At 65.5% G+C, this 15,779-nt stretch carries 3 protein-coding genes; all 3 read left to right on the top strand.

Features of this window, described 5'->3' with window-relative positions; all coding sequences use genetic code 11:
* Positions 1-75: 75 nt before the first annotated feature.
* Genes FBX99_RS06575 through FBX99_RS06585 form a run of 3 tightly spaced genes read left to right on the top strand, consistent with a single transcriptional unit; the run spans position 76 to position 15,750 of the window.
* Entirely contained in the window at positions 76-10,275 is a 10,200-nt protein-coding gene (locus FBX99_RS06575) for a non-ribosomal peptide synthetase (RefSeq protein ID WP_145131006.1), read from the top strand.
* Positions 10,272-14,102 carry a non-ribosomal peptide synthetase gene (locus FBX99_RS06580; RefSeq protein WP_145131008.1) on the top strand — a complete coding sequence of 1,277 codons (3,831 nt, stop codon included), beginning with the start codon at positions 10,272-10,274 and terminating at the stop codon, positions 14,100-14,102. The genes FBX99_RS06575 and FBX99_RS06580 overlap by 4 nt, the downstream gene beginning before the upstream one ends.
* 1 nt (position 14,103) lies before the next feature.
* The gene (locus tag FBX99_RS06585) at positions 14,104-15,750 is read left to right on the top strand and encodes a cyclic peptide export ABC transporter (protein ID WP_144926062.1); all 1,647 of its coding nucleotides are present in this window, start codon (positions 14,104-14,106) and stop codon (positions 15,748-15,750) included.
* The last annotated feature ends 29 nt before the right edge of the window (positions 15,751-15,779 follow it).

Below are 15,779 nucleotides of genomic sequence, written 5' to 3' on the forward strand. Positions count from 1 at the left end.
GGGGTCATCGCCCGACCACCGCGGCGTCAGCCCGACACTCACTGTTTTCAAGCCTTTGAAATGGACCAAGCAAGCATGAACAACATCGAAGACATCTACTCCCTTTCGCCGACCCAGCACGGCCTGCTGTTCCACAGTGTCTTTGAACCGGATTCGCGGGTGTACTACCAGCAATTGAGCCTGGAAATGAACGGCCCGCTGCAACTCAATGCCTTTCGCGGCGCCTGGCAGGCGCTGATGCAGCGCCACGCCGTGCTGCGCAGCGCGTTTCTCTGGGAAGAGCTGGACGATGCCTATCAGGTGGTGCAGCAGGACGTCGACCTGCCCCTGACCGAACTGGACTGGCAGGACCGTACCGACCCACAGGCCGACCTGGAAAAATTGGGCCTGGAGCAACGGGCACAACCCCTGGAGTTGAATGAATCGCCGCTGATGCGCGTCTGCCTGGTGCGCCTGGCCCCCGAGCGCTGGCACCTGATCTGGACCTTCCATCACATCCTCATGGACGGCTGGAGCGTCGGCATCGCGGTGCAGGAATGGTTGGCGCTCTACTACGAGCAAGCCCATGGCCGCCCCGCCCACCTGCCACCGACCCGTGCCTACCGCGACTACATCGCCTGGCTGGCGGAGCAGGACATGGCGGCTACCGAAGGCTTCTGGCGCGAGCAGTTGCAGGACCTGAGCGAACCGACCCCGCTGCCCAACTTCGCCGTACGCGAGGCCGCGCCTGCCGGAGCGCCTTTCGCCGAGCGGGAAAGCCGGCTGGATGCCAGCGAAACCGAGCAACTGTCGCAGTTCGCTCGCCGCCACGACCTGACCATCAACACCCTGATCCAGGGCGCCTGGGCGTTGCTGCTGGGCCAGCACGCCGGGCGTGATGACGTGGTCTACGGCGTCACCGTCGCCGGCCGCCCGGAGAACCTGGCGGCGGTCGACAGCACCGTCGGGCTGTTCATCAACACCCTGCCGCTGCGGGTACAGTGGGCCGACAGCCCGACACTGGTGGATTGGCTGCAGCAGTTGCAGCACGCCAACAGCGACCTGCGCCACCACGCCTACCTGCCGCTGGGCAAACTCAAGTCGATGACGCGCATTGCCGCCGAACAGGCGCTGTTCGATTCGATCCTGGTGTTCGAGAATTTCCCGGTCACCGATGCGCTGAATCAGGACACCGGCGGCTTGAGTTTCAGCGCCCCGGCCAGCGAACAGCAAGCCGACGGCATCACCCTGACCCAGGGCCGTAACCACTTCCCGCTGTCGCTGATCGTGATGCCGGACAAACAGTTGCATTATCTGATCAGCTACGACCGCAGCCGCTTCAGCGACGCCGAGGTCGCGGTGCTGTCCGCACAGCTACGCTCGATCCTGTTGGCGATGACCGCGCAAGCCCGGTGCCGGGTCAACGAACTGGAATGGCTGAGCGCGGAAGAACGCCAGCAATTGATGGTACAGGGGCTTGGCGCGCAACTGCCGGTACCCCAGGACGGCCTGCACCAGCGTTTCGAACAGCAAGTGGCCGCCTATCCCGAGCAACTGGCGGTACGCGATCGCCAAGTGGCGCTGACCTACCGTGAACTCGATCGACAGGCCAACCGCCTCAGCCACTACCTGCACGCCCAAGGCATCGGCCACGACAGCGTGGTCGCCCTGGCCATGGAACGCAGCGCCGATTTCGTCGTTGCCCTGCTCGCCACTCTCAAGGCCGGCGCGGCGTACCTGCCACTGGACATCAAGCAGCCCGCCGGCCGCCTGGTCGATGTGCTGGTGGACAGCCGCGCCGCGCTGCTGATCGGCGCCAGCCCTTCACCGCTGCTCAAGGGCCTGGCCGAGCACACGCCGACGCTGTGGCTGACCGAACAGGCCCAGGCCATCGCCGCCCAGCAGGACACACCACCCGTCGTGGCCCACAGCCCGAGCGATGCCGCCTATGTGATCTACACCTCGGGCTCCACTGGCACGCCCAAGGGTGTGGTGGTCGAGCACCGGTCCATCGTCGACTACCTGACGGCGGTACAAGCCGTGCTCAACCCGCCGGCGGCCGCCCGCTACGGCTTGCTGTCGAGCATCGCCGCCGACCTCGGCCATACCCAGCTGTTCGGTGCGCTGTGCAGCGGCGCCAGCCTGTTGCTGGTGGATGAAGACAGCGGTTTCAGCCCACTGGCCCTGGCCGAACTCTTCGACCAGCATCCGGTGGATGTACTGAAAATCACCCCAAGCCACCTCGCCGGCCTGTTGCAGGCGCTGCCCGATGCGCGCCTGCTGCCGCGCGCGCTGCTGGTGTTCGGTGGCGACGCCCTCAGCCCGGCGCTGCTGGAGCAAGTGAACCGTCTGGCACCGGACTTGAAGGTGTTCAACCACTATGGCCCGAGCGAAGCGACCGTCGGCGCCATCGCGACCGAACTGCCGGCAGGCCTGCGCAGCATCGCCCTCGGCCGGCCGCTGCCGAACCGTCAACTGCAGGTGGTCGATGGCAACGGTCGCCTGGCGGCCATCGGCGTGTCCGGTGAACTGCTGATCAGCGGCGCCCTGGCCCGGGGTTACCTGCACCGGGACGACCTCACCGCCGAACGCTTCCATCTCGATGCCAACGACCAACGCTGGTACCGCACCGGCGACCGCGTGCGCTGGCAAGTCGACGGTCAGATCGCGTTCCTTGGCCGCGTCGACAGCCAGGTGAAGATCCGTGGCAACCGCCTGGAACTGGGCGAAGTCGAGGCGCAGATCAAGCGCCTGTCACCGCTGATCGAGCAGGCACTGGTGCGCGTCGTGGAGCTGGACGGCAGCCCACGCCTGGTGGCCTGGCTGGTGGCCAGCCAATCGATTTCCCCCGCCAAGCTGCGCAATGACCTCAGCGCCCGCGTACCGGATTACATGGTGCCGGCGCATTTCATCACCCTGGATGAACTGCCCCTCACCCGCAATGGCAAAGTCGACGTCCAGCGTTTGCCGACCCCGCAAAAACCCACCGATGACAGCGCCAGCCACGTCGCCCCACGCAATGAAGTCGAGACCCTGCTGGCCGAGATCTGGCAGGACGTGCTCAAGCTGGAGCGGGTTGGCGTACACGACAACTTCTTCGCCCTGGGCGGCGACTCGATCATCAACTTGCAGATCATCGCCCGCGCCAACCAGCAAGGGCTCAAGCTCACGCCTCGGCAGTTGTTCGAGAACCGCACCATCGCCGACATCGCCCGGGTCCTGGGTGCCGATGCCGGCCAGGGAGTGGCGCAAAACCTTGCCGATGGCTACGAGCTGCCACTGGGCGCCGGCCAACGGGCGCGGCTGCAACAAGGCCCGCTCGCGGCCACCTGGCGCTGTGTGGCGCTGGCCCAGGCCATCGACAGCAACTTGCTGGGCCAAGCGATCAGCGCCTTGCAACAACATCACCAGGCCTTGCGCCTGGCTCTGAACGCGTTGCCCGACGGGCAATGGCAGCAACGGGTACTGGGCGCGGCCAAGGCAGCGGTGATCAGCCACGAGAAACTGACCGTGTGCGACCCGGTGCACTTGCAAGCCCTGGCCCAGGCCGGTGTCGACGCGCTTGAACTCGACGCCGGCCAGACCTTGCACGCCTGCCTGCTGGACGTGGATGGCAAGCCGTCCCTGCTGTTGGCCGCTCACCCCCTGTGCGTGGACGAGGCGTCCTGGTCGCTGTTGCTTGCCGACCTCAACCTGGCGCTGGCACAACTGACGTATCACCGGCCGGTCCGCCTGTCCTATGCCGGCGGCGATTTCAGCCAATGGACGCGACATCAGCAGGCCCATGCACAAAGCGACGCCCTGGATGATGCCTGGGAACACTGGCTGCAATACGCCGGGATAGAGCCGCTGCAACTGCCGGAAAGCGAGCAACCCACCAGCGTGGTCGAGCAAGCCCTGCCAGCCACCACCTCCAGTGAACTCAAACGTGTGGCCGAGGTGCTGCAGCTGGACTGGAACAACCTGCTGGCCGCTGCCGTGGTCGAACAAGGCCGGGCGCTGTGCGGCGACGGTCTGATTGCACTGGAGGTTCAAGGCACACGTCCCACCACCGAGCGCTTGCCCGTCGATGCCCCCATCGCCGTAGCCGACCTCGAACCGGCACGTATCCTCGGCCCTCTGGATCTGGCCGTGCCGTACTTCCTCCAGACCGAAGGCGACAGCCTGCTGCAACGGGTGCAGGCCCTGGTTGCGCAGATGCGCGCTTACCCGCAACACGGTGTTGACTACGGCGCCCTGCGTTATCTGTCGGACAACACTTACCTGCAAGAGCCCCTGCGCGACCTGCCGGCGGCAGCGGTCGCCATTCGCTGGTTGGGCAACCTCGACAGCCATCGCGAGGAGCACGGCATCCTCACCGGGGTCGAAGCGGCAAACCCATTGGCGGCGTCGGCCTGCCCGCTGACACTCGATGCCTGGTGGCAGGACGACTGCCTGCACCTGCGCAGCCAGGGCGCCCTGGCCGCCAGTTGGGCACCACGGCTCATGCAGCGCCTGGTCGAACTCGCCGGGCTGCACAGCGCAGCCGACCTGCGCCCCGCCAGCCAGGCCTTCCCGCTGTGCCACAAGCAAGCGGCGACCTTGGCGGCCGAGCCTCTGGACTGGTCGAACATCGAAGACGTCTACCCGTTGTCGTCGATGCAACAGGGCATGCTCCTGCACACTCTGCTGCAACCCCACAGCGGTATCTACCTGATGCAGCAACGCTACAGCTGGGACGGCGTGTTGCAACGCCCGGCCATGGAAGCGGCCTGGCAGTTGTTCCTGCAACGGCACCCGATGATGCGCACTGCGTTCTGGTGGCAGGAAGACCACGAGCCATTGCAATGCGTCTACCGGCAAACCCATCGGGCCTTCGACTGGCAGGACCTGCGCCATCTCGATGAAGAACAACAGCGCCTGGCGATGGACCAGGCCCTGGAAGCGCAACGCCTGCAAGGCTTCGACATGGCCTGTGCGCCGTTGACCCATTTGCGGGTGTTCCAACTCGATGAGCGCCGCTTCGCCGTGGTGCGCAGCTTCCACCACATCCTCACCGACGCCTGGTGCTTCGGCCTGTTGATGGAAGACCTGCTGGCGATCTACCAGGCCCTCGTGCGCCAGGAGCCCGTGGCTCGTCCGCGCCTGCGTTCGTTCCGCGGCTACATGAGCTGGCTGGAGCGTCATGACATGGCCGCCGCGCACGCCTTCTGGCAAGCGGAAATGGCCGGCTTCAGCGAGCCGACGCCGCTGCACGTGGACAGCCCTGTCGCCCGTCCCGAGCAGGCGCCGGAGCAAGTCGGCGATTTCGACCAGACGCTGAGCATCGCCCAGACCCAGCGTTTGCAGCAGCTGTGCCAGCAATACCAACTGACGCCGAACACCTGGATCCAGGGCGCCTGGGCATTGCTGCTGTCGCGCTACAGCGGCAACCGCGACGTGCTGTTCGGCGTCACCGTGGCCGGTCGCCCGACCGATCTGGCCGGCGTCGAGGAAATGGTCGGGCTGTTCATCAACAGCCTGCCGCTGCGGGTCGATGTCGATCCGCAAGCGCCGGTCGCCGACTGGCTGCAAGCGCTGCTGTCACACAACGCACAGCTGCGCGAGCATGAAAGCGCATCGTTGGTGGACATCCAGCGTTGCAGCGAAGTACCCCGTGGCCAGCAGTTGTTCGACAGCCTGGTGGTGTTCGAGAACGCCCCGCTGGACATCAGCAGCGTGCAACTGGACGCCTTCAGCATCGACATCTACGAAGACCGGGTGCACACCAACTTCCCGATGACGGTGGTGCTGTACCCCGGCGACCGCCTGGGCATCCGCCTGTCCTATGACAGCCAGCGCTTCAGCACCGACACCGTGCAGCGCATGCTCGGCCATTTGGTGCAACTGCTGTCGAGCATGCTCGACCAGCCACAAGCGCCGCTGGGCAGCCTGCACATGCTCCCCGAAACGGAGCGCCAGCAGTTGCAGATCGAGTGCAACCGCAGCGCCGTGGACTTCCCGCTGGAGCGCGGCTATGCGGCGCTGTTCGCCGAGCAGGTGCAGCGCCGTGCGCAACACCTTGCCGCAGTCTGCCAGGGGCAGTCGCTGACCTACGCCGAACTGGACCGCCGCGCCAACGCCATCGCCCATGGGCTGCAAGCGTCCGGCGCCGGTCCGGAAACCCTGGTGGCGCTGTTTGCCGAGCGTGGCCTGGCCCTGCTGACGATGATGATCGCCACGCTCAAGGTCGGCGCCGCATTCCAGGCCCTGGACATCCAGCAACCGCCCGCTCGCCTGGCGGAACTGCTGAACCTCGGCGAAGCCCCGCTGCTGCTGGTCTGCGAGCACGCGACAGCGACGCTGGACAACGTTCTGCCGCAGATGCACCGGCAACCCACCTGCCTGATCGCCCAAGCGCTCTGGCAAGGCGGCGAACAAACACCGGTTACGTATTCGCATAACCCTGACCAACTGGCCTACGTGATCTTCACCTCGGGTTCCACCGGCACGCCGAAAGGGGTCATGGTCGAACAACGGGGGATGCTCAACAACATGTTCGGCAAGGTGCCGAGCCTGGGCCTGGGCGAGCACGACCGGATTGCCCAGACGGCGTCCGCGGCGTTCGACATCAGCGTGTGGCAGTTCCTCGCCGCGCCACTGTTCGGCGCCACCGTGCATATCCTTCCCGATGCCCAGGCCCACGACCCGGTGGCCTTGCTCGACGCGGTCCAGGAACATGGGCTGACGCTGCTGGAAACCGTGCCGGCGCTGATCCGTGGCATGCTCCAGGAGCGTCAGGCGCATCACGACCTGGCGAGCCTGCGCTGGTTGCTGCCCACCGGCGAGGCACTGCCGCCGGCCCTGGTGCGGGATTGGTTCGCGCGCTTCCCGGCCATCCCGTTGATGAATGCCTACGGTCCGGCGGAATGCTCGGATGACGTTGCCTTCTACCCGATCACCGAAGCGCCGACCGACGACTGCCTGCACATGCCCATCGGCAAGCCGACCGCCAACAACCAGGTGTTCGTGCTGGATTCGGACCTGCGCATGGTGCCCATCGGCGTTCCCGGTGAGTTGTGCATCGGTGGCGTCGGCGTGGGTCGCGGTTACCTGCGTGACCCGCAGCGCACCCGCGAAGCCTTTGTTCCGCACCCGTTCCAGGCGGATGCGCGCCTGTACCGCAGCGGTGACATCGGCCGGATGCGCGCCGATGGCGTGATCGAATACCTCGGCCGTCGCGACCAGCAAGTGAAGATCCGTGGTCACCGTATCGAACTGGGCGAGATCGAAAACCGCCTGATGCAGCACCCGGCGGTGGACAGCGCCGCCGTCCTGGCGCTGCCCGACGCCCGGGGTGCCTTGCAATTGGTCGCCTGGTACGTGCTCGACAGCGCTGCCAACCTGGACGGTGAATCCGCGCAACAGGTGTTGAGCGCTTACCTGGGCACGCAACTGGCGAACTACATGGTCCCGGCCCGCTGGCTGGCGCTGGAACAATTGCCGCTGAACGACAACGGCAAGGTCGACCGCCGTGCCCTCGCCGCCAGCGGCGTGCCCCGGGCCGAGACCGCCGATGAGCCGTGCGTGGCACCGCGCACCGCCACCGAGCGGGTATTGGCGGGACTCTGGCAGGAGATCCTCGGCCTGGACAGCGTCGGTGTGCACGATGACTTCTTCGCCATCGGCGGCCACTCGCTGCTGGCCACCCAAGTGTTGTCGAGGATCCGTCGGCGCCTGAATGTCAGCCTGCCGCTGCGCACGCTGTTCGAACACGGCACCCTGGAGCAACTGGCCGCAGCGGTCGATCAGCAGCGCGACACCCAGGTCGTGTCCGAGGGCGACAACGAAATCGCCCTGGCGCCACGTCACCAGCCGCTGCCGTTGTCCTACGCCCAGCAGCGCTTGTGGTTCCTCGATCGCTTCGAAGGCCCGAGCGCCGCCTATAACATGAGTACCGTGGTCAGGTTGCGCGGAGCGCTGGACATTCCGGCATTGCAAGCAGCATTGCAGGCTGTGCTGGAGCGTCATGAGTCGTTGCGCACCGCCTTCCACCTCAACGGTGACCAGCCCTGCCAGGTGATCAGCCCGGCACCGCGGGTCGACCTGACGCCGACCGAGCTGGGTCAGCTGGCCGGCGAGGCGCAGGCACGCACCCTGCAACGCCTGATCGACGCGCAGGCCGGCACCCCGTTCGACTTGCAACTGGCGCCGATGCTGCGCGCCAACCTGCTGCGAATGGGCACGGATGATCATGTGTTGCAGTTGGTACTGCATCACATCGCCACTGACGCCTGGTCCATGGGCATCCTTGTCCAGGAGCTGATCGTCGGCTATCAGGCGTACACCAACGGTTCGACGCCGGCCCTGCCGGTGCTGCCGATCCAGTACGCCGACTATGCCCACTGGCAACGCAGCGAGGCGCAACAGCGTCTGCTGGCACGAGCCATCGACTACTGGCGTCGGCAACTGGACGGCGCGCCGACGCTGATCCCGCTGCCCCTGGATTACCCGCGTCCAGCGCGTCCCGACTATCAGGGCGCGGCGCTGGAGCAACGCTTCACCCCAGCCCAGACCCAAGTGCTCAAGGCGTATGCGCAAGAGCACCGGGCGACGCTGTTCATGGTCCTGCTCAACGCCTTCAACAGCCTGCTGCAGCGCGCCACCGGGGCCAGCGATTTCATCGTCGGCACCGACCTGGCCAACCGCGAACACCCAGCCCTGGAACACCTGATCGGTTTCTTCGTCAACGTGCTGCCGATCCGCGCACGCCTGACCGAAGGCTACAGCTTCGACGCTCGCCTGCAACGCTTGCGTGAAGATTGCCTGTCAGCCTTCCAGCATCAGCAAGTGCCGTTCGACAAGCTGGTGGAGGAACTGCAACCGCCACGCACGCCAGGGGTGAATCCGTTGGTCCAGGTGCTGTTCGTCATGCAGAACACGCCGAGTGGCAACGCCAACCTGCAGGACCTTGCGGTAGAACACCTGGTAGCGCGCCAGGAGAGCAGCAAGTTCGACCTGGCGGTATTTGTCGAGGAAGACGAAGAGCAAGGCCTGAACGTGCGCTGGGTGTACCGCACCAGCGTGTTGCAGGCGGCGACCGTCCAGCGTTTCGAGCAAGGCTTCGCAAGCCTGGTCGAGCAGATTGCCTCAGCCTCCGGACAGGCGCTGGACCAATGGTCCTGGCGCCTCGAGGACAGCCAGGGCAGCGTCCTGGCCGACGCGCCCGCCGACGACGCCACGACCCGCAACGCCCGCAAGCTTTCCAAGCTGAGCAAGCTCAAGCAGACCCGCGCCACCGCCGTCAGCCAGCTGGCCCACGAACAGGTGCGCAGCCGCAGCCTCATCGCCGGGCAACCCCTGCCATTGGTGATCGAGCCGTTGCTGGGCGACCTGGATCCGGTGCACTGGGCGCTGCAAGCCCGGGAATGGATCAACCAGCAATTGCGCACCCACGGCGGCCTGTTGTTCCGTGGTTTCAACCTGCCGGACGCCGCCGCGTTCGAACAGTTCGCCCAGGCCATCGAACCGGACCTCTACGGGACCTACGGCGACCTGCCGAAAAACACCTCCGGCAAGAACATCTACCACTCCACGCCGTACCCGGAACAACACATGATTCTCTTCCACAACGAGAGCTCGCACCTGCCGCAGTGGCCGCGCAAGCAGTGGTTCTATTGCGAAACACCGTCCCCCGTGGGCGGCTGCACGCCCATCGTCGATTGCCGGCAGGTACTGGCACGGTTGCCGGACGACATCGTCACCCGCCTGAAAACCCACGGCCTGCTCTATGTACGGCACTTTACCGACAAGCTGGACGTGCGCTGGCAAGACTTCTTCAAGACCGAACAACGCGAGGAAGTGGAGCGCCAATGCCAGGCGTCGGGCATGCGTTGGGAATGGCTGGGGGCCGATAACCTGCGTATCGCCCAGCACTGCCCGGCGATTGTCGAGCATCCCGAGACCGGCGAACTGTCGTTCTTCAACCAGGTGCAACTGCACCACACCGCCTGCCTGGAGCCTGAAGTGCGTAGCAACCTGATCGATCTGTTCGGCCCGGAGCACCTGCCGCGCAACGTTTACTACGGCGATGGCAGCGTGATCGAAGATGCAGTGATGGAGGTGATCGGTGCGGCGTACGAAGACTGCGCCGTGCGATTTACCTGGCAAAAGGGTGACATGGTGATGCTCGACAACATGCTGGTGGCCCACGCCCGGGACCCCTTTGAAGGCGAGCGCAAGATTTGCGTCGCCATGGGCCAGATGATGCGCCGCGAAGAGCTGACCGGGCATTCGCCTGAAGCGCAGGCGTTGCCGGTGGCGGAGGTGCTGGCATGACCGCTTACGAAAAGCGTGAAGAAGCCTTCGCCCTCTCGCCACAGCAGCGCAGCCAGTGGCTGGGCGGGTTGCCACCGGTGCGGCTGGAGCTGGAGATTCGCGGTGCGTTGACGCTGGAGCGCCTGCAACAACGGCTCGCCGCGTTGAACGCTTGCCACGAGGCCCTGCGTCTGCGGGTACGGCCGGAGCCGGGATTGCTGACGCCGTTGCAAGTCATTGAGTCTTCCACCAGCGCCGCCGATGGGATCGGCGTCGATGTGCAATTGGTGGATGCCGACCGGCACCGGGTCGTGTTGCAACTGCCCGCGCTGAGCGCGGACCGCGGGACCTTGCTGCGTCTGGCACAGGCACTGGCGTCGGTGGAGGCCCCGTCGTTCGACGACGACGCCATGACCTATACCCAATACAGCGCCTGGCTCTACGAATTGCAAACCGATGAAGATGCCGAGCATGGCCGGCGCTTCTGGGCTACCCAGGCGCTGGACGATTCGGCCACGGGTGAATTGCTCTACCGCCAGGTACGCACCGATCGCGCCGATGCACCGGTGACCACCCGCCTGATCGCCACCCCGCAGTTGGGCATGGCCCTGGACAGTTTTTGCCAGCGTCAAGGGGCCTCCCCCGAGCAGGTGCTGATGGCCGCCTGGGGTGTGCTGTTGCAGCGCTTGAGCAGCGGCGACAGCCCGGCGTTGACCCTGAACTGGGTGCACGACTGCCGCGACGACTACGAAGAACTCGCCGACTGCTGGGGCCTGTTCGCCAAGCCCCTGCCCTTGCGCTGGGAAGCGGCTCCCGAGCATTCGTTTGCCCAGGCGCTGGCGAACCTGCAGACGCTCTGCGAACACGCCACCGAATGGCAAGAGTATTGCGGCGCCGGCACTGCGCAGACGGTCGAGGCTTCGCATTACGGCTTCCAATGGGGCGCGCACCTGCCTGGGCCACTTGGCCTTCTGGGCAGCGCCGCATCGACGCTTACCGTGCGGGACCTCCAAGCCATCCCGTCGGGCATGGAGCTGCTGCTGGTGGCCGAAACCCTCGGCGGCGACTATCGCCTGAACCTGTCTCATCCGCCGAGCCGCTACAGCGAACAAGCCGCCACGACGCTGCTGGAACAGTTGCAATCGCTGCTGCTCGATGCACTGGCCAACCCGGGCAAACCGCTGTCGGAACTGTCATTGCAGGCGCCGGGCTTCGCGGCAACGCTGGCCGCCCTGCACGCACCGCGCGACGTGCCGCCAGCGTTTGCCAGCGTGCCGGCGCGTTTCAGCGAATGTGCCGCGCTGTTCCCTGGGCACCTGGCCCTGCGCGACCACAACGGGCACTTGAGCTATGCCGAACTGGACGCCCGCAGCAATCAACTGGCCCATTACCTGCGCGCCCAAGGTGTCGGCCGCGAGGACCGCGTGGCGTTGTACCTGGATCGCTCGGTACAGATGGTGCTGGCGATGCTGGGCGTGCTCAAGAGCGGCGCAGCGTTCATCCCGCTGGACGTGCAGCAGCCCGCGCAACGCTCCCTGGCGATCCTGCAACAGGCGCAGCCGACCTTCGTTCTCAGCGGCGCGGCCGGCGGCGCCCCCGCCCTGCCGTCCGTGGGCAGCCTCGACCTACGTGATGAAGCCGCCTGGCAGCAAGGGCCGACCAACGCACCGGACGTCACTATCCAGCCCGAGGACGCGGCCTACGTGCTGTTCACCTCGGGCAGCACCGGCACGCCCAAAGGCGTCATCGTCGAACACCGGCAGCTTGGCAGTTATGTCGCCAGTGTCTCCCGACGCTTGGAACTGGCGGCGGGTGAGCGCAGCGCGGTAGTCACGTCGCTGGCGGCGGACCTGGGCTACACCCTGCTGTTCCCGGCGCTGCTCAGCGGCGGCGAATTGCACCTGCTGGACAAGGAAACCGCCATGGACGCCCAAGCGTGGGCTGCGTGGCAGGCGCAATACCCGATCGATCACCTGAAGATCGTGCCGTCGCTGCTCGACGCCTGGTTGATCCACGCCCAAAGCGCTGCCGTGCTGCCGCGCAAGCAATTGATCCTCGGCGGTGAAACCTGCTCGCGACGCCTGTTGCAGAGCATTCGCAGTCACGCGCCGGCGCTGATGATCTTCAACCATTATGGCCCCACCGAAACCACGGTCGGGGTGGTGATGCACGCGGTCGAACCGGCGGTGGATTATCGTCGCCTGCCCCTCAGCGACTGTCTCGACGGCATGCGTTTGTACCTGCTCGACGACCAACAGGCCCTGGCCGCTCCCGGCCAAAGCGCCGAGTTGTACATCGGTGGTCCGCAACTGGCGCGGGGTTATCTGGACGCGCAACAAAGCGTCGATCGCTTTATCGAACTGGCCCAACGGCCCGGCGAGCGCCTGTATCGCACCGGCGACATGGGCCGTTATCTTCCTGATGGCAGCCTGGAAATCACCGGGCGTGCGGACCGCCAGGTGAAGATTCGCGGTTTCCGCGTGGAACTCGACGAGATACAAGCGCAACTGACCGGCCTGCCCGGTGTGGCCCAGGCCGCCGTGGAGTGCATCCCTCGGGGTGAACTCGGCCAGCAACTGTTCGCCTTCATGACCCTGACACCCGGGCACTCGACCAGCGTCGCCCGGCTGCATGGCCAGGCCCAGGATTGCCTGCCGGACTACATGCTACCGACCCTGCGGATCGTCGAGGCTCTACCGCTGATGGGTAACGGCAAGCTCGACCGCAAGACCTTGCAGCAATGGGCGGACAAGGTGCTCGATACGGTCGGCAGTGCCTTGCCACGCACACCGCTGGAAGCCCTGCTCGCCGACGTCTGGGCGCAAGTGCTGGGCCTGGAACGGGTGGGCATCGACGATGACTTCTTCGAACTGGGCGGCCACTCCCTGGCGGCGGTGACGCTTGCCAGTCGCCTGCAGACCGCGCTGTCGGCACCGGTGACGGTCAATGCGGTGTTCAACGCCCCCAGCGTCTCGGCCTTTGCGGCGCTGGTGCAGGCCGAGCTCAAGCTCTCGCCCCTGGTCAGGCTGTCCGCGCCCAATGCCGAGGCCGCCAATCTGTTCTGCTTTCACCCGTCCACCGGTCATGTGCAGGACTACCGCACGCTGCTGGCCCCGCTGCAATCCTGGAACCTCTGGGGTTTGCAGGCAGCCTACCTGGCCGAGGACAGCACCACGCTGGACGGTGATATCGAAAGTCTCGCCGCGCTCTACGTCGAGCACCTGCGCCAACAGCAACCCCAAGGCCCCTATCACCTGCTGGGCTTCTCCCTCGGTGGACTGCTGGCGATTGCCGCGGCCGCCCGCCTGCAAAGCCAGGGCGAGCAAGTGGCCTTTCTCGGCATCATCGACTCGCAGTACCAGCATCAGGCACCGGAAGACAGTGTCGAGGCGCTGCTGGAGTCGGCTGCGCAGGCGTTGACCCTGGACAGCCAGGCGCTGATGCGTCAATTGCCGCCACCGGTCATGGCCGCGCTGACCGAGCAACTGGGCGCCCTGCCCCCAGCGAAACGCCTGGCGGAACTGGTGCAGTGGGCCCGCCAACAAGGCCTGCAACTCGACGGCGACAGTTGGGAACACCTGCAAACGCGACTACGCTATCAGCAGCACACACAGCACCTGCTAGCCAGCTTCAAGCCGGCGCAGCTAAGCTGCCCGGTTCATGTCTGGTGGGCCAGCGACACCCTGGCCCAGGCCGAGTTCGTCGACCCGCATTGGGAACGCCTGAGCAGCGGGCCGCTGACCCGCGAGGTCATCCAGGCGCAGCACCTCACTATTCTCGAGCAAGGCGCCCTGCACCAACAATTGGCGGCGCGTCTCGAGGCATTGGCTACGCACGGAGTGGTTTGAAATGGATCTGTTGTTACTCATGGCTAAACGCTCATGGCGCGCACTGCTGGTGGCGACCCTGACGGGCCTGATCTGCGGCCTCGCGGCGGCCGGGCTGATCGCCAACATCAACCACAGCCTGGCGGTGTTCGATCGGTTGCGTCCGATGGACGGCCTGTACTTCGGTGGGCTGGTGGTGCTGGTGGCGATATCCCGGGTGATCTCCGACGTCAGCCTGTTGCGCCTGGGTCAGGCGGCGGTCCACGACATGCGTCTGCACCTGAGCGCCAAGCTGATCGACACGCCCTATGCGCAGTTGCAACGCCTGGGCAAGCACCGCCTGCTGGCGATGCTGACCGACGATACCCAGACCATCAGTCAGGCCGTGGAGCTGGTGCCGATCCTGTTGGTCAACGCCGGAATCATCGCCGCCTGCCTGGCCTATCTGGGCTGGCTGAGCCTGCCGCTGCTGGGCCTGACGTTGTTACTGATTGTGCTGGGCAGCCTCAGTTTCAACTGGCCGCAGCGTCGGGCCTTGAGCTCGATCTCCCGTGCGCGGGAGCTCAAAGACCAGTTGTTCGACCAGTACCGCCTGCTCACCGATGGCAGCAAGGAGCTGCAACTCAACCACCCGCGCCGGCAGCACTTCTTCACCCGCCTGCTGATACCGGTGAGCCAGCAGTACCGCCGGGACTTTGTACGGGGTATGAGCATCTATGCCCTGGTGCTGAACTGGGGCAACGCGGTGTTCTACCTGCTGATCGGCGTGGTGCTGTTCGCCGCGCCGCAGTTCATCGACCTGAGCGCCAGCCTGGTGACCGGCTATATCCTGGCGATCCTGTACATGATCACGCCGCTGTCGGAACTGATGCACGCCTTGCCGACCCTGGGCCGGGCCAGCGTCGCGCTGAACAAGATCCGCGCCCTGGAAAGCGAGATGCAGACCGCCGACGAGGCGGATGACAGCCTTTCTCCGACCCAGGTCCGCAGCCTGGTGTGCCGGCAGGTCAGCCATACCTACTACCGCGAGCGCGAAGACGGGCATTTCACCCTTGGGCCCATCGACCTGACCCTCAATGCCGGCGAGGTGGTGTTCATCACCGGTGGCAACGGCAGCGGCAAGACCACCCTGGCCTTGTTGCTGACAGGCCTCTACCGACCGGAAGGCGGCGACATCATGCTCGACGAGCAGGTGTCTTCAAGCAATGATAACCACCATTACCGCCAGCACTTCTCAGCGATCTTCACCGACTTCTGCCTGTTCGAGAACCTGTTCGATGGCGATGATCCGCAGCTGGTGAAGCAGGCTCAGGATTACCTGGTTCACCTGCAGCTGGACCACAAGGTGCAGATCGAGGAAGGCAAGCTGACGACACTGGCGCTGTCCACCGGGCAACGCAAGCGCCTGGCGCTGCTCAGTGCCTACCTGGACGATCGCCCGTGCTACCTGTTCGACGAGTGGGCGGCGGATCAGGACCCAGTGTTCAAGCACTTTTTCTACACCCGGATCCTGCCGGACCTGCGCGAGCGCGGCAAACTGCTGATCGTCATTTCCCATGACGATGCCTACTTCGGCCTGGCTGACCGGTTGATTCGCATCGAGCATGGCCAGCTTAGTGAGATTGCGCCCCAGGCTGTCATGAAGACGCCGGCCATGCTGTCCGTTTAAGACAACCACAAACCTGTGGCGAGGGGATT

The sequence above is a fragment of the Pseudomonas sp. SJZ074 genome (assembly GCF_007828215.1).
Taxonomy (GTDB): domain Bacteria; phylum Pseudomonadota; class Gammaproteobacteria; order Pseudomonadales; family Pseudomonadaceae; genus Aquipseudomonas.

Bases quoted from the DNA above. Each gene is read 5' to 3' on its own strand.
- FBX99_RS06580 (WP_145131008.1), top strand. From the start codon at position 10,272: ATGACCGCTTACGAAAAGCGTGAAGAAGCCTTCGCCCTCTCGCCACAG.
- FBX99_RS06575 (WP_145131006.1), top strand. From the start codon at position 76: ATGAACAACATCGAAGACATCTACTCCCTTTCGCCGACCCAGCACGGC.
- FBX99_RS06585 (WP_144926062.1), top strand. From the start codon at position 14,104: ATGGATCTGTTGTTACTCATGGCTAAACGCTCATGGCGCGCACTGCTG.